Origin of the sequence: Streptococcus sp. HMSC071H03 (assembly GCF_001813035.1) — a bacterium.
In the GTDB taxonomy this organism is placed as follows: domain Bacteria; phylum Bacillota; class Bacilli; order Lactobacillales; family Streptococcaceae; genus Streptococcus; species Streptococcus anginosus.
The window spans coordinates 187551-202636 of record NZ_KV811169.1; the positions used below are offsets into that span (position 1 = coordinate 187551).

Annotated in this window: 13 protein-coding genes and 1 tRNA gene; 12 read left to right on the top strand and 2 right to left on the bottom strand. The window is 37.8% G+C overall.

Translation table 11 applies throughout. The features are described 5' to 3' along the window. Positions 1-80 precede the first annotated feature (80 nt). Positions 81-152 (top strand) — tRNA-Arg (locus tag HMPREF2887_RS08135). Between the two features lie 66 nt (positions 153-218). Beyond that, positions 219-623, top strand: a complete 405-nt coding sequence (locus HMPREF2887_RS08140; protein ID WP_021001707.1) for an NUDIX hydrolase — start codon at positions 219-221, stop codon at positions 621-623. Between the two features lie 131 nt (positions 624-754). On the opposite strand, the gene HMPREF2887_RS08145 is transcribed toward HMPREF2887_RS08140, so the two are convergent. Continuing rightward, a complete protein-coding gene (locus HMPREF2887_RS08145) occupies positions 755-1738 on the bottom strand; it encodes an L-lactate dehydrogenase (protein WP_003024429.1) in 984 nt (327 codons plus the stop codon). A 199-nt stretch (positions 1739-1937) separates the two neighbouring features. On the opposite strand from HMPREF2887_RS08145, the gene gyrA reads away from it, so the two are divergent. Together gyrA and HMPREF2887_RS08155 are read left to right on the top strand one after the other, a co-directional pair. Further along, positions 1938-4385: a DNA gyrase subunit A gene (gyrA, locus tag HMPREF2887_RS08150; RefSeq protein ID WP_084741035.1), complete on the top strand. Its 2448-nt coding sequence runs from the start codon at positions 1938-1940 to the stop codon at positions 4383-4385. A gap of 20 nt (positions 4386-4405) precedes the next feature. Continuing rightward, positions 4406-5149 carry a class A sortase gene (locus HMPREF2887_RS08155; protein ID WP_021001705.1) on the top strand — a complete coding sequence of 248 codons (744 nt, stop codon included), beginning with the start codon at positions 4406-4408 and terminating at the stop codon, positions 5147-5149. A gap of 202 nt (positions 5150-5351) precedes the next feature. On the opposite strand, the gene HMPREF2887_RS08160 is transcribed toward HMPREF2887_RS08155, so the two are convergent. Then, on the bottom strand, positions 5352-6668 hold the full coding sequence (locus HMPREF2887_RS08160) for an FAD-containing oxidoreductase (protein ID WP_084741039.1): 1317 nt from the start codon (positions 6666-6668) through the stop codon (positions 5352-5354). A gap of 360 nt (positions 6669-7028) precedes the next feature. On the opposite strand from HMPREF2887_RS08160, the gene HMPREF2887_RS08165 reads away from it, so the two are divergent. The 8 genes from HMPREF2887_RS08165 (at position 7029) to HMPREF2887_RS08200 (ending at position 15083) form a co-directional block, all read left to right on the top strand. Continuing rightward, complete coding sequence (locus HMPREF2887_RS08165) at positions 7029-8237, top strand: acyl-CoA dehydrogenase FadE (protein WP_003029666.1); 1209 nt, start codon at positions 7029-7031, stop codon at positions 8235-8237. 96 nt (positions 8238-8333) lie between these two features. Further along, the gene (locus HMPREF2887_RS08170; RefSeq protein WP_022525129.1) at positions 8334-9182 is read left to right on the top strand and encodes a 3-hydroxybutyryl-CoA dehydrogenase; all 849 of its coding nucleotides are present in this window, start codon (positions 8334-8336) and stop codon (positions 9180-9182) included. Positions 9183-9197: 15 nt separating this feature from the next. Continuing rightward, positions 9198-10376, top strand: coding sequence for an acetyl-CoA C-acetyltransferase (locus tag HMPREF2887_RS08175; protein WP_021001702.1), 1179 nt, complete (start codon positions 9198-9200; stop codon positions 10374-10376). Between the two features lie 300 nt (positions 10377-10676). Continuing rightward, positions 10677-11456, top strand: coding sequence for an enoyl-CoA hydratase/isomerase family protein (locus HMPREF2887_RS08180; RefSeq protein WP_003024442.1), 780 nt, complete (start codon positions 10677-10679; stop codon positions 11454-11456). An 18-nt stretch (positions 11457-11474) separates the two neighbouring features. Further along, positions 11475-12197, top strand: a complete 723-nt coding sequence (locus HMPREF2887_RS08185; RefSeq protein WP_003024444.1) for a CoA transferase subunit A — start codon at positions 11475-11477, stop codon at positions 12195-12197. A 1-nt stretch (position 12198) separates the two neighbouring features. Beyond that, positions 12199-12852: a 3-oxoacid CoA-transferase subunit B gene (locus HMPREF2887_RS08190; protein ID WP_021001701.1), complete on the top strand. Its 654-nt coding sequence runs from the start codon at positions 12199-12201 to the stop codon at positions 12850-12852. A 188-nt stretch (positions 12853-13040) separates the two neighbouring features. Then, entirely contained in the window at positions 13041-13955 is a 915-nt protein-coding gene (locus tag HMPREF2887_RS08195) for a LysR family transcriptional regulator (protein WP_003024449.1), read from the top strand. A 15-nt stretch (positions 13956-13970) separates the two neighbouring features. Further along, a complete protein-coding gene (locus HMPREF2887_RS08200; RefSeq protein WP_003024452.1) occupies positions 13971-15083 on the top strand; it encodes an acyl-CoA dehydrogenase family protein in 1113 nt (370 codons plus the stop codon). Positions 15084-15086 lie beyond the last annotated feature (3 nt).

Sequence of the window (15086 nt, forward strand, 5' to 3'; positions counted from 1 at the left end):
AAAATAAAGGGATTGGAATTATGTTTTCAGTCCTTTTTTACTTGTTATTTTTTCATTTTTTGTGTATACTATAATAGTTGCCACCCTTAGTGTAATGGATATCACGTAAGATTCCGGTTCTTGAGATGGGGGTTCGATTCCCTCAGGGTGGATAATTGTTATCTGCTTATAAATCTTGTTATATGCAAGATTTTTTATTTTTACAAGGGAGATTACCAATGCCTGTGAAATTGATTGCTCATACTCTAATTGAAAAAGATGGAAAATATTTGCTTATTAAACGAAGTAAAATAAAACGTGGTTCTCCAAACATGTATCCCGAATATTGGGATATTCCAGGAGGTAGCGTGGAAGAAGACGAATTGCCAAGAGAAGGAGCTGTGCGTGAAGCAATGGAAGAAGTTAACCAAAAGGTACAATTAAGTTCGATTCTTCATGAGGATAGCTGTTATGATGATACAAAGGGCGTCGTTTTTACGCGTCTAGTGTATAAGGTAAATTTGCTGGAATATAGAGAGATTAAACTTGATTTGGAAGAGCATACAGCGTTTCGCTGGATTCGGGCGCTGTCAGATATGAAGGGTGAGAAGACTGTTCCTTATTTAAAAGATATATTGAAATAAATTGATAAAGTGAGATTATATAAAATAAATGGGTACGATAAAACTGATTTGCACGGCATTATGACTTTATCGTATCCATTTTAGATATGAAAAAACTCCTTGATAAAACAAGGAGTAAGAAAGGAAATTCTTTAGTTTTTAGCTGCTGAAGCAAATTCTTCTTTGGAGAAGGCATCATTGATGATGTCTTTTAATTGTTTAGCAGAAGCTTGCATTTTTTGTTTTTCAGCGTCATTCAACGGGATATTTACTGGACGTACGATACCATGTGCGCCAACAATAGCTGGTTGTCCAATGTAGCAGTCTGTAACGCCAGGATATTGGCCTTCTTGGAATACTGAAAGTGGAAGAACTGAATTTTCGTCATCAAGGATAGCTTTTGTGATACGAGCTAAGGCAACTGCGATACCATAGAAAGTTGCACCTTTTTTATTGATGATTGAGTATGCAGCATCACGGACACCTTCAAACAGGTCAACTAATTCAGCAGCATTGAAGTTTTCTACGTCTTGAAGATAATTTTCAAGGTTGACACCTGCAACGTTGGCATGTGACCAAACAGCGAATTCTGAATCACCATGTTCTCCCATGATGTAAGCATGGACAGAGCGAGCATCTACATCTAATTTTTCAGCAAGTGCTTGACGGAAACGTGCTGAGTCAAGAGAAGTACCTGAACCAATGACACGTTCTTTAGGGAATCCAGAGAATTTCCAAGTTGAGTAAGTCAAAATGTCAACAGGGTTAGCAGCTACGAGGAAGATACCGTTGAATCCTGAAGCAACAATTTTAGTAACAACATCTTTGTTGATACGAAGGTTTTTTTCAACCAATTGAAGACGAGTTTCACCTGGTTTTTGTGGTGCACCAGCAGTCAAAACGACAAGATCTGCATCGTGTGCATCAGCATATTCTGCTGAATAAATTTTCTTAGGTGAAGTGAAAGCCAAGGCATGGCTAAGGTCTTCAGCATCCCCTTCTGTTTTTTCTTTGAAAATATCAACAATACCAAGTTCTTGGGCGATTCCTTGGTTGACAAGAGCAAATGCGTAAGAAGAACCTACAGCACCGTCACCAACAAGGATGACTTTTTTATGTTGTTTAGTAAGAGTCATTTTGCTAAACATCTCCTTTATTTTATTGGGGAACGTTTTCCCTTTACACATCTATTCTATCACTTTTGTAACATTTTGTCACGAATATAATACATATCATCTTATGTAAACGTTTTTACAATAGAAGGTGTTTACTGAAAAAAATCCCAATTTATGTTATAATGATATGGTCATATAAATTGAAGAGAGGCATTTTTTAATGCAGGATAATAATTTAGTAAATGTGAATTTAACGAGCGAAATGAAGACGAGTTTCATCGATTATGCCATGAGTGTCATTGTTGCTCGTGCTCTTCCGGATGTTCGAGACGGTTTAAAGCCTGTTCATCGTAGAATATTGTATGGGATGAATGAGCTGGGGGTGACTCCTGACAAACCACATAAGAAATCTGCTCGTATCACGGGTGATGTTATGGGTAAATATCACCCGCACGGAGATTCCTCTATCTATGAAGCTATGGTGCGGATGGCGCAATGGTGGTCTTACCGCCACATGTTAGTAGATGGTCACGGAAACTTTGGTTCTATGGACGGAGACGGTCCTGCGGCACAACGGTATACAGAAGCTCGGATGAGCAAAATATCGCTTGAAATGTTACGCGATATCAACAAAAATACAGTTGATTTTGCAGATAACTATGATAGCAGTGAGCGTGAGCCATTAGTTTTACCGTCACGTTTTCCTAATTTGCTGGTCAATGGGGCGACAGGTATTGCTGTGGGAATGGCAACAAACATTCCTCCTCACAATCTTAGTGAGACCATTGATGCTGTAAAATTAGTCATGGACAATCCAGATGTAACAACACATGACCTTATGGAAGTGTTGCCTGGTCCAGACTTCCCGACAGGCGCTTTGGTTATGGGGAAATCAGGCATTCATCGCGCTTATGAAACTGGGAAGGGTTCCATTGTTCTACGTGCTCGGACGGAAATCGAAGAAACTAAATCTGGTCGTGAACGAATTGTGGTTACTGAATTTCCGTATATGGTCAATAAAACCAAAGTTCACGAACATATTGTGCGGTTAGTCCAAGAAAAACGTATTGACGGAATTACAGCGGTTCGTGACGAATCTAACCGTGAAGGGGTTCGTTTTATCATTGAAGTGAAGCGGGATGCAAGTGCGCATGTTATCTTGAACAATTTATTCAAATTAACGCAAATGCAGACGAATTTTAGCTTCAATATGCTGGCGATTCAAAATGGAGTGCCAAAGATTCTGTCTTTACGCGAGATTTTGCTTGCTTATATTGAACACCAAAAAGAAGTGGTTACACGCCGGACAGTTTTTGATAAGGAAAAGGCGGAAGCTCGTGCACATATTTTAGCTGGTTTGCTGATTGCACTAGATCACATTGATGAAGTGATTCGCATCATCCGAAACAGCGAGACAGATGCAGAAGCGCAAGCAGAATTGATGGCACGCTATAAATTGTCCGAACGTCAAAGTCAGGCGATTCTGGATATGCGTTTGCGTCGTTTAACGGGATTGGAACGGGATAAGATTCAATCTGAATATGACGACTTGATGAAATTGATAGCTGATTTAGCAAATATTTTGGCAAAACCAGAACGAGTTGTTGCGATTATCAAGGAAGAATTAGAAGAGATTAAACGTAAGTTTTCTGATGAACGTCGTACAGAGCTAATAGTTGGTGAAGTACTGTCTCTGGAAGATGAGGATCTCATTGAGGAAGCAGATGTTTTGATTACACTTTCCAATAAAGGTTACATCAAACGGTTGAACCAAGATGAATTCACTGCGCAAAGACGTGGTGGTCGTGGTATTCAAGGAACAGGTGTAAAAGATGACGATTTTGTCCGTGAACTAGTTTCTACCAGCACACATGATCATTTGCTCTTCTTTACCAATAAAGGTCGCGTTTATCGCTTGAAAGGTTATGAAATTCCTGAATACGGTCGTACAGCGAAAGGTTTGCCGATTGTTAATTTGTTGAAATTGGACGAAGGTGAAACAATTCAAACGATTATCAACGTTCAAGCCGAGCATGACGATGATTCCTACCTTTTCTTTACAACGCGCTATGGTGTTGTGAAGCGGACAAGCGTAACAGAGTTTGCTAATATTCGTCAAAACGGTCTGAAAGCTCTGAATTTAAAAGATGAGGATGAACTCATCAATGTCTTTTTGACAAATGGTCAAGCAGATATCATTATTGGAACAAAAATGGGTTATGCTGTACGTTTTAACGAAAGCCAAGTCCGAAACATGGGACGGGCTGCGACCGGCGTGCGCGGAGTGAATTTGCGTGCGGGTGACCATGTTGTAGGAGCAAGTGTCATTTCAGATGATCAAGAGGTGTTAGTCATCACTGAAAAAGGCTATGGTAAGCGTACTTTAGCTAGTGAATACGCTACGAAAAGTCGTGGTGGAAAAGGAATGAAAACAGCTAATATTACTGAGAAAAATGGTCCATTAGCGGGGCTTATGGCTGTGAATGGTGATGAAGATTTGATGATTATCACAAATACAGGGGTTATTATTCGGACAAATGTTGCTAATATTTCTCAAACAGGACGTGCAACTTTGGGTGTTAAAGTAATGCGACTAGATAAGGGAGCGCAGATTGTTACTTTTACAAGCGTTGCAGCAGAGAATGAAAAAGAAGTGGATGAAGGATAAACTAAATAAAAGGAAATGTTATGTCATCAACAAGAACAAAACATAATAAAAGAAAAAATATTCTGATTAACATTATTGCGACATTGTTAATCATTGTTGCACTTGCACTTATTTTCAACTCTTCTATTCGGAATATGATCATGGTTTGGCATACCAATCGATATCAAGTGAGCAATGTTTCAAAAGATAAAATCACTCAAAATAAAAAAGCCAAAACTAGCTTTAATTTCGATAAAGTTAAATCGCTGTCTACCGAAGATGTGATTAACGCGCAATGGAAAGCACAGCAATTACCAGTTATTGGTGGAATTGCTATTCCTGAACTTTCTATGAATTTGCCGATTTTCAAGGGCTTAGACAATGTGGGTCTTTATTATGGCGCAGGTACGATGAAAGAAACGCAGCAAATGGGGAAAGGGAATTACGCATTGGCTAGCCACCATGTATTTGGGATTACAGGTGCAAGCAATATGCTCTTTTCTCCTTTAGATCGTGCTAAAACCGGAATGAAAATTTATCTGACAGATAAGGAAAAAATTTATACTTACTCCATTACTTCAGTTGAGAATGTAGCACCTGATAGAGTGGATGTGATTAATGACCGCGAAGGTGTCAATGAAGTGACTTTGGTGACTTGTGAAGATGCTGCAGCTACGTCACGAACGATTGTTAAAGGAACGCTAGAAGGAGAGACTTCTTATAAAGACGCACCAAAAGAAATTTTGAATGCATTTAGTAAAACGTATAATCAAATGCAGCTATAATAAAAACGAGGTGGGGACGATAATATCCCAGCCTCGTTTTTATGATGGAAATAAATAGTCACGCGATACTTGAGCAAGCTTTGCAAGAGTGAGAGAACGGGCTAAAAATTTTTAGTTTTCAGTCCTATCCCACTTTTATTTTTTGCTGAATGAAATTAAAATGGTTTATGACAATAATTTTGTCAAAGTGCAGAAGTCGTGATTAAATCGCAAATAAATCATTAAGATTTTCAGCCAAAGTTGGATGAGTAAAGATTTGTTTTGTGAAATAAGTATAAGGAATCTTATTGTCCATAGCTACAGTTAGAATGTTAATGATTTCTTGAGCACCTTGTGAAAAGATAGTGGCACCTAAAATTTCCTTGGTTTCGGTATTAACAACTGCTTTAAACGCTCCTCTAAGATCCGCATTGACATGTCCACGTGGCATGGCTGCAACTGGAATTTCTTTGGTTGCATAAGGCAGGCCTTGTTCTTTAGCTTGAGCTTCTGTCAAACCAATTTGTGCCAGTGGAGGAGTGATGAACATAGTAGTCGGTACATGTTTGCGATTTTCAAGTGTGTAGGAGCCATCACCAGCTAAGTAATTGAAAACGACACGAAAATCATCTAGCGAAACATAAGTAAATTGTAGTCCACCGTTGACATCACCAACAGCAAAAACGCCAGGAACAGTTGTTTGGCAATGCTTATCCACTTGGATAGCACCGCGGTCTGTAACTTGGATATCTGTATTTTCAAGTTTTAATAATTCGATATTTGGTTTACGACCGGTAGCATAAAGCAAAGCGTCAAAGCGAAATGTTTCGTTTTTAGCAATGACAAGCACCTCTTCACCATCATTTTTCACTTCTTGAGTGTAAATATTTTGAAGAATTTCAATACCGTCTTCCGTCATATATTGTTTAGCCAAAGTGGCAATTGAGGGCTCTACACGTGGCAAAAAAGTATCAGCAGCGTCAAGGACAGTAACCTTACTTCCTAGCTTATTGAAAAGTCCTGCAAATTCAAGACCGATATTTCCACCACCAAGGATACCAAGACGTTTAGGTAATGTAGCAAGATCTTGAATGCCTGTTGAGTCATAAACATTTTTTGTTGTAGTAAGTCCTGGAATTGGTAAAACATTTGAGACAGCGCCCGTATTGATGACGATATTTTCAGCTGTTATCTCTTGCTTTTCGTCGCCTGCTACAATTTCAATTATTTTGTTAGACAGAAAATGAGCTTCTGCATCAATAATATCCACTCCAGCACTACTAATGGTTGCGTAATTTTTCCCATTAAGTCTGCTAGTAACCGCATTTTTCTCAGCCATTACTTCTTCAAATGATAGTTCTTTTTCTGCGGCGACTAATAAAGTTTTGGTTGGAATACAAGCAATATTGATACAAGTTCCACCGTACATAGCTTTGCTACGTTCAATTAAGGCAACCTTTTTGCCTTGGGTTGCTATTTTTGCTGCCAATGTTTTACCAGCTTTACCAAAACCAATAACAATTAAATCGTATGTTAACATGATTTTTCCTCCGTTTTTATAAGCATTGTAACATATTCATTTTGCAAATGCTTGCATTTTGCTCTGGAGGATTGGTAAAGGATTGGGGAAAAGGATTTCTTTGAAATTAGAGAAAATATTTTTAGAAATTCAATCATTTTACAAATAAATTTTTAGATTTTGCAAAAATTTTATTTGTAAAATCTTGTCTTTATCCTTTGAAAAGTCAGTAAAATCAATATGTATAATAGAAACTTATGGGACGATTAATTTTTCTTAAGTAGACACAAGATCATATCTGATATAAAATGTAAGCGTCAACAAATACTGAGCCCTGAAATGAAAGCGCTCTTATAACATTATTATAAAGGAGTCCATACTATGGCAACTAAAGAAGAAATTTTACGTGAATTATATCCTGAAGATCTTTTTCACTATGCAGACGGTTTGACACTAGGAGAAGCAGAAGTCTTACAAGAAACTCGTCGTTTGATTGAAAAACATCTTCGTCCTGTGATCAATGAACATTGGGAAAAACCTGATTTTCCATTTGAACAATTTTACGCAGTTGCCAAAGGCGCTCAAATTATGAACAATCCTAAATTGTTTGAGGGACGTGAAGGCAGCTACAAACCATCAGAACTTTATATCGCATTCCTTTACTTGGAATTGGCTCGCTTTGATACATCAATGGCTACATTCTATACTGTGCATGGTGGACTTTGCTATAACACAATTTTACTCGGTGGTGATGAACGCCAACAAAAGGAATTTCTTCCTAAATTAGCAGCATTTGATTGGCAAGGATGTTTTGCTTTGACAGAACCACTTTCTGGTTCAGACATTGCAGGTGGGCTTGCAACAACTGCTGAACGTGTAGGAGACAAGTGGATTATTAACGGTGAAAAACGTTGGATTGGTGGTTCAGATACAGCTGATGTTATTCCAGTATTTGCTCGTGACGTTGCAGATGGCAAAATTAAATGCTTTATCGTTCGCAAAGGAGCTCCTGGTTACGATGTAGAAGTTATTCAACATAAAATTGCACTTCGTTGTGTTCGAAATGGTCATATCACAATGACAAATGTTGAAGTTCCAGACTCAGACCGTTTGGTAAACATCAATGGTTTTGAAGATGTAGCTCGTATTCTTACATTTACTCGCGCAGATGTTGCTCATATTGCCATGGGTATAACTTGCGGTTCGTTTGTTGCAGCATTGAAATATACTACAAACCGTCAACAATTTAAACGTCCAGTTGCTAAATTCCAAATCATTCAAGAAAAATTGGCTAGAATGCAAGCGAACGCTGTGGCAGCTATTGCTTACTCAGTTCGTCTTGCTGAAATGCAAGAAGCTGGCAATGAATTAATGTTAAATTCTGCCCTTGCTAAAATGCATAATTCACTCGTTATGCGCGAAACTGTTGCCCTTGCTCGTGAAGTAGGCGGAGGGGATGGAATTACTCTTGAAACCGATGTTGCACGTTTCTTTGCAGACGCTGAGGCTGTTTACACTTATGAAGGTTCTCATGAAGTCAACGCTTTGATTGTTGGTCGTGAAATTACTGGCTTAGGTGCATTTGTATAATGACAAAGCAGGAACGGTTGAAGAGTATTCATCATTCAATCGTTCCTATTCTTTCATTTTAAACTTTATAATGTTAATATTAGATAGGAGAGAAAATTGAATATTTCAAAAGTGATGATCATTGGATCAGGTCAGATGGGAAGCGGTATTGCACAAGTCTTTGCCCAATCAGGCTTTACGGTGTATTTGAATGATATTAAAGACGAATTTGTTGAAAGAGGGATTGGAAATATCACCAAGCAATTAACACGTTCTGTAGAGAAAGGGCGTCTGTCAGAAGCTGATAAAAATAGTATTTTGAGTAAGTTGATTCCCTCAACCTCATACGAAGATGCAAAAAATGTTCAGTTAGTTATTGAAGCAGCTACTGAAAACCGAGACATTAAGTTGAGTATTTTTAAACAATTAGATGAATTAACAACACCAGAAACAATTTTAGCGTCCAATACATCATCTTTGTCAATTACTGACATTGCAGCAGCAACAGTGCATCAAGAACGAGTTATTGGTATGCATTTCTTTAATCCTGCTCCTGTCATGAAATTGGTCGAAGTGATCAAAGCACTTCAAACATCAGAAGAAGTAGTCAAAACTGTTCGTGAATTGACTGAAAAAATCGGTAAAACAGCAGTTGATGTTAGAGATTCTTATGGTTTTGTTGTAAATCGAGTGTTGATTCCGATGATAAATGAAGCTATTTTCATTCTTGGAGAAGGAGTAGCATCGGCTGAAGAAATTGATGAAGCGATGAAACTCGGAGCCAACCATCCGATTGGACCATTAGCATTAGCTGATTTGATTGGTTTGGATGTTTGCTTAGCTATTATGGGAGTGTTGAATAATGGATTTGGTGATCCGAAATATCGTCCTGCTCCATTGTTGAAAAAAATGGTTGAAGCTAATAAACTTGGACGTAAGACCAAGGAAGGTTTCTTTAAATACTAAGATGAGGAGCAAGAAATGAAAGAAGCAGTTATTGTATCAGCAGTTCGTACACCATTAGGTTCTTTTGGTGGAAGTTTGAAAAATATTTCAGCTGTTGATTTGGGAAGTTTGGTTATCAAAAGCGCGCTGGAACGAGCAAATTTGAAGGCTGAACAAGTTGATGAAGTGATTATGGGAAATGTTTTAGGGGCAGGACTTGGTCAGAATGTGGCACGTCAAATGAGTGTCAATGCAGGTATCCCTGTATCTTCTCCAGCATTCACAGTCAATAAAGTATGTGGTTCAGGGCTTAAAACTGTTCAGTTGGCTGCACAAGCTATCCTTTGTGGAGATGCTGATATCATCGTAGCGGGTGGTGCAGAAAATATGAGCCAAGCACCATATGTGCTGCAAAATCAACGTTGGGGCTCTCGTATGGGAGACTCTAAAGTTGTTGATACTATGTTGCGCGACGGTCTGACTGACGCCTTTAATGATTTCCACATGGGAATCACAGCTGAAAATGTTGCTGCACAGTATGGTATTTCTCGTGAAGTTCAAGATGCTTTTGCTGTGCAATCTCAACAACGTGCCGTGGCAGCTATTGAAGCTGGACGTTTCAAAGAAGAAATCGTTCCAGTGATTATTCCACAGAGAAAAGGTGAGCCAATTGTTTTTGATACGGATGAATTTCCAAGAAAAGATGCCTCGTTAGAAGGTTTGGCTAAATTGCGTCCTGTCTTTAAAGAAGGTGGAACTGTCACGGCTGGTAATGCTTCTGGTATCAATGACGGAGCAGCAGCAGTTGTTGTCATGAGTTCAGAAAAAGCAAAAGAGCTAGGCATTCCTGTTTTAGCAACCATAAAATCCTATGCAAGTGCAGGATTAGATCCGAAAATCATGGGTTGCGGACCAATTTATGCTTCTCGTAAGGCACTTGAAAAAGGTGGTTTTACAGTTGAAGACCTTGATTTGATTGAATCCAATGAAGCCTTTGCAGCTCAAGCGTGTGCTGTCGGAAAAGAGCTGAATTTTGACCCAGAAAAAGTAAACGTCAATGGCGGAGCCATTGCACTTGGTCATCCAATTGGAGCATCAGGCTGCCGTATTCTGGTTACTTTGTTGCATGAAATGGAAAAACGCGATGCTAAACGTGGTCTTGCAACTCTTTGTATCGGAGGAGGAATGGGCACAGCAGTCATTGTAGAACGTTAAAAATAATTACCTACTAAATTTAATTTACCATTTGATTTTTTTTACTCTGTCAAACAAATTCTATCTAAGACGTTTATCTTAAATGATTCTTAGTAGAATTTGTTTTTTTATTTTGAAAATCAAAAAGTCTTAGTATTTTTTATAACTCTATAAGTTAAACTTATAGAGTTATAAATTAAGATTAAGTAGACGAGAGTAGAAAAATGAGATATCATAGCATTGTAAGCTCTTACATTTTGGGTTCAAGTATTTGTTGACATTATACTTAATAATTCAAATTTTATAAGTAGGAGCATTAAAATGAGTAAAACTGTTTTACTAGAAGTAAAAAACAGCATCGGCTACATTACGATCAATCGTCCTGAAGCATTAAACGCTTTGAGTTCTCAGGTATTAACTGATTTTAATGATGTTCTTGATCAAGTTGAACAAAGTGAAGAAATTCGTGTTGTGATTGTAACAGGGGCAGGAGAAAAGGCATTTGTAGCTGGGGCTGATATTAAAGAAATGGACTTGATGTCGCCAATTCAAGCTTTTGAATATATGACATTTGCAAACAATACCTTTACTCGCCTTTCAGATTTACGTCAACCAACAATTGCAGTGCTCAATGGGTATGCACTTGGCGGAGGAATGGAATTAGCACTTTCGACAGATATCCGTATTGGATTTGAAAAGACAGTTGTTGGCTTTCCAGAAGTTGGCTTGGGCATTATTCCGGGATTCGCTGGTACTCAACGTATGTCTCGTTTGATTGGAACAAGCCGTACGAAAGAATTGATTTTCACTGCTCGTACAGTGAAAGGTCAAGAAGCCTACGAACTGGGAATTCTTAACAAGTTGGTTTCAGCTGAAGAACTGTTAACTTCAGCTGAAGAATTGGCTGCTGCAATTATGAAAAATGCACCGTTAGCAGTAGAGAAAGCTAAACATGTTATTCAGGTTGGTTCTGAACTTCCACTTAAAAATGCTATCAGGCTCGAAACTGAAGCAGAAGCATTATTATTCTCTACAGAGGACAAAGTAGAAGGGATGCGTGCTTTTGTAGAAAAGCGCAAGCCTGTTTTCAATCGTAAGTAAATAAGTGGAGATATTGGTATGCAAATTGTAACATTATCAGAAGCAATTTCTAACATTAAATCTGAAGATATTGTAGGTATCTCAGGTTTTCTTGGAGTGGGTGAGCCATTTGAACTCATTGAAGAATTGGTTCGACAGAATCAACAGAACTTAACAATAGTATCTGTTGTTACCTCACAACCGGGTAAAGAGATTGGCGTTGGTCGCTTGTGTGAAAATCACCAAGTTAAAAAATATATCGCAGCTCATGTGGGAACTTCCGCTGCCGTACAACATGAATATTTTAGTGGCGATATGGAAGTTGAATTCACACCAATGGGAACCGTGGTTGAACGACTTCATGCTGCGGGTGCTGGTTTGGGAGCTGTTTTGACTCCGACTGGCGTTGGGACTATTTTGGAAAAAGATTATGAAAAAGTAGCTCGCAACGGCAGAGAATATCTTGTTTATGACCCTTTGAAAATTGATGTTGCTTTGATTAAGGCTACCAAGTCAGATAAATATGGCAATTTATACATTGATGGGACAACTAAAAATATTTCATTGCAGCTGGCTCTTGCAGCTGATACAGTCATTGTTGAAGCCAATGAAATTGTTGAAGTTGGGGAAATTGATCCTAACGATGTATATATTCCCGGAATTCTTGTAGACTATGTTGTTAAAAGCTTGACTTCTAAAGAACATCATAAAATGATGGGCGACCTCTGGATAGAGACTAAAAAATTAGCAGGGGTAAATTAATATGAAATCAAAAGAAATTATAGCAAGACGTGTAGCTCTTGAATTTAAAGATGGAGATGTCATCAACCTTGGATTTGGTATTCCGAATGCCTCTGCTGATTATATTCCTGAAGGCGTGAATGTTATCCTTCAAGCAGAAAATGGTGCTCTTCGTTTTGGTGAGACACCAACAAAAGAAAACTACAATGCGAATCTGGCCAACTCTGGTGGAGCCCCCATTACTCTTTTACCGGGAGCATCTTTATTTGACCTTCAAACGTCGTTTGCCATTATTCGTGGAGGCCACGTTGATGCTACAGTTTTAGGAGCGTTAGAAGTTAGCCAAGATGGTAGTATTGCAAACTGGATTATCCCCGATAAGTTTGCTCCAGGAATGGGGGGAGCTATGGATCTTCTAGTTGGTGCCAAAAGGGTTATCGCGGCCATTCAACATACTACCGTTGACGGCAAATCAAAACTGCTGAAAGAATGCACACTGCCCTTATCAGCTAAAGGAGTTTTGGATTTGGTCATTACAGAATTAGCAGTATTTGGTTTTCAAGACGGGAAATTCCTTTTGAAAGAATTAGCTCCCGGTGTCTCTTTGGAAGAAGTTCTTGAAAAGACAGAAGGCGAAGTAATCGTATCAGATGACTTAAAAACAATGTCTATCTAGTTAAATTATCAAGCAAATATAGCTACTGTTTGTCATAAAGTGTGTTAGTATATGCTTATAACGAACTTTATCGATGATAAGTTTTTAATCAACCTATTAGCAACTGATCATCTATATTAAAAAGATCAGTTGCTATTTTATTCCTGACAAATTATATTACAAATATTGAAAGATAGGAGACGATGAACATGGATATTATTCAAATGACTTACTTTATCAATATCGTCGAATGTGGATGTAATCTTTCGATTGCTGCTAAAAAAATTCATATTAGTCAATCTGCTTTGAGTCAATTTGTCACAAATTTTGAAGCGACTGAAGGACTGCAGCTTTTTAATCGTAGAAATGGAAGATTAGAAAGTCTGACAGAAGCTGGTGGGAAAATTTATCGTTTTGCTACGGAAATTGTCAATCGTCATGAAGAAATGCAATCCATGATTCATATAGAAGCGCAAAAACAAAAAGGAACCATTAACTTAGGCATTCCTTCTCTGATTTTGCGTGTTTATTTTGCAAGTGCTCTCCCTAAATTTTTAAAGGATAATCCACACATTAATATTCAAGTTGTGGAGGGAGGAAGCAAGGATTTACGTCAAAAATTTCTTGAAGGTGATTTAAATTTTGTTTTATTGATTGAGCCGACTAATTTAGATGCTAAAAAGTACGAGCAATATATAATACAAGCCGATGAATATGCAGCTTATATGGATAAAAATCATCCTTTAGCAGATAAAGAACTTCTTGAATGGAAAGACATCGCCGCTTACGATTTAGCAACATTTAATAAATCATTTACCACTTATGAATTAGTAGCTGAAAAATTAAAAAATAAGAAGATAGAGACAAATTTTACATATTTATCATCAGCATGGGATTTTTTAACAGAGTCTACGTATAAGAATGATATGATTGCTATTTTACCTCGTCCAGTAGAATATTTTGTGGATAAAAATAAGTTTAAAGCTGTTCGTTTTAAAGATCCGGTTCCATTTAATATCTGGTTCTGCAGACCGTATAAAGCAAATTATAATGAAGTTGAAGCATACGTTTATGAAGAACTTTTGAAAGGTTACTATCAGCCTATTTCGAGCTTTGATACCTAATAAAGGAGCAAATTGATGTCAAAAATTAGCACTACAGCAGCTATGATTGATTCATATACGAATACAGCAATCAAAAACTATGTAAAATCACATGATGAATCAACTTATTTTCCAAAGGAAATGTGGGATGAATTGACGAACGAAATGGATATATTTTTGCCCATTTTATCTGAAGAGAATCACACGTTAAGTTCTGATTTCATCACATTTATCCGAAAAATTGCTAATGAATTTGCTGCTCTTTCAGCTATTTTATTAACACAAGGTTGCTATGGAATTTATTCTATTTTGAATTTTGGGACAGCAGAGCAAAAGGAATTATATCTTGAAAAGTTACTAAAAGGTCAGTACATAGGAGGATTAGGATTTTGCGAGTATAAACATCTAAAGGGGCTAGAAGATCTTGAAACGTATGCAACAAAGACTGAGCAGGGATGGTGTCTCTCAGGGAAAAAGGCGATGATTTCCAATAGTAGCGTTGCAGATATACTACTGGTTTTGGCAAAAGTAAAAGAACAAGGTAAGGTGGAGAAGTACGGACTCTTTATTGTTGATCCAAAAGATTCGGATGTGCTAATTGGTGAACAGATTGAAAAACCGGGCTTGATAGGTCTTCCTTTGAGTTCAGTCACGCTGAAAAATGTCTTGCTCCCGGAAAACGCCTTATTGGGAGACGAATTAGCTGGGGATGTCCAATTTGCTAACATCATTAAAAATATGCAACTTGGCTTAAGTGCTATTGCATTAGGTGTTGCTGAGGGGGCTTTCAATAAAGGTATTGAATTTGCAAAGGTGAAGAGAGGATTTGGAAAGCGTTTGATTGATGTGGAAATTCATCAAAATAAATTTGCTGATTTATACAATAAATTATGCTCTGCAGAAGCTTATTTTGATTCTTATCCTAGTCAAATTGAAGAAGATGCGAAATTTGTTTCTCGAATAAAACTGTACACGACGAAAGTTGCTATTGAGATATCCGATGAAATCCTTCGACTAATTGGTCCTTTACAAAAATTCGACAAGGTTAATATCAAACGTTATTTAAAGGATGCAGAAACTATTGAAAACTATGGAAGATCTGGAAATTCTATCAGAAGAGAAATTGCCGAAAGGTGGCTAAAGGAGTAAGAA

Excerpts from the sequence above, each read along its gene's own strand:
- HMPREF2887_RS08140 (WP_021001707.1), top strand. The coding sequence starts at position 219 with ATGCCTGTGAAATTGATTGCTCATACTCTAATTGAAAAAGATGGAAAA.
- HMPREF2887_RS08145 (WP_003024429.1), bottom strand. The coding sequence starts at position 1,738 with ATGACTCTTACTAAACAACATAAAAAAGTCATCCTTGTTGGTGACGGT.
- gyrA (WP_084741035.1), top strand. The coding sequence starts at position 1,938 with ATGCAGGATAATAATTTAGTAAATGTGAATTTAACGAGCGAAATGAAG.
- HMPREF2887_RS08155 (WP_021001705.1), top strand. The coding sequence starts at position 4,406 with ATGTCATCAACAAGAACAAAACATAATAAAAGAAAAAATATTCTGATT.
- HMPREF2887_RS08160 (WP_084741039.1), bottom strand. The coding sequence starts at position 6,668 with ATGTTAACATACGATTTAATTGTTATTGGTTTTGGTAAAGCTGGTAAA.
- HMPREF2887_RS08165 (WP_003029666.1), top strand. The coding sequence starts at position 7,029 with ATGGCAACTAAAGAAGAAATTTTACGTGAATTATATCCTGAAGATCTT.
- HMPREF2887_RS08175 (WP_021001702.1), top strand. The coding sequence starts at position 9,198 with ATGAAAGAAGCAGTTATTGTATCAGCAGTTCGTACACCATTAGGTTCT.
- HMPREF2887_RS08180 (WP_003024442.1), top strand. The coding sequence starts at position 10,677 with ATGAGTAAAACTGTTTTACTAGAAGTAAAAAACAGCATCGGCTACATT.
- HMPREF2887_RS08185 (WP_003024444.1), top strand. The coding sequence starts at position 11,475 with ATGCAAATTGTAACATTATCAGAAGCAATTTCTAACATTAAATCTGAA.
- HMPREF2887_RS08190 (WP_021001701.1), top strand. The coding sequence starts at position 12,199 with ATGAAATCAAAAGAAATTATAGCAAGACGTGTAGCTCTTGAATTTAAA.
- HMPREF2887_RS08195 (WP_003024449.1), top strand. The coding sequence starts at position 13,041 with ATGGATATTATTCAAATGACTTACTTTATCAATATCGTCGAATGTGGA.
- HMPREF2887_RS08200 (WP_003024452.1), top strand. The coding sequence starts at position 13,971 with ATGTCAAAAATTAGCACTACAGCAGCTATGATTGATTCATATACGAAT.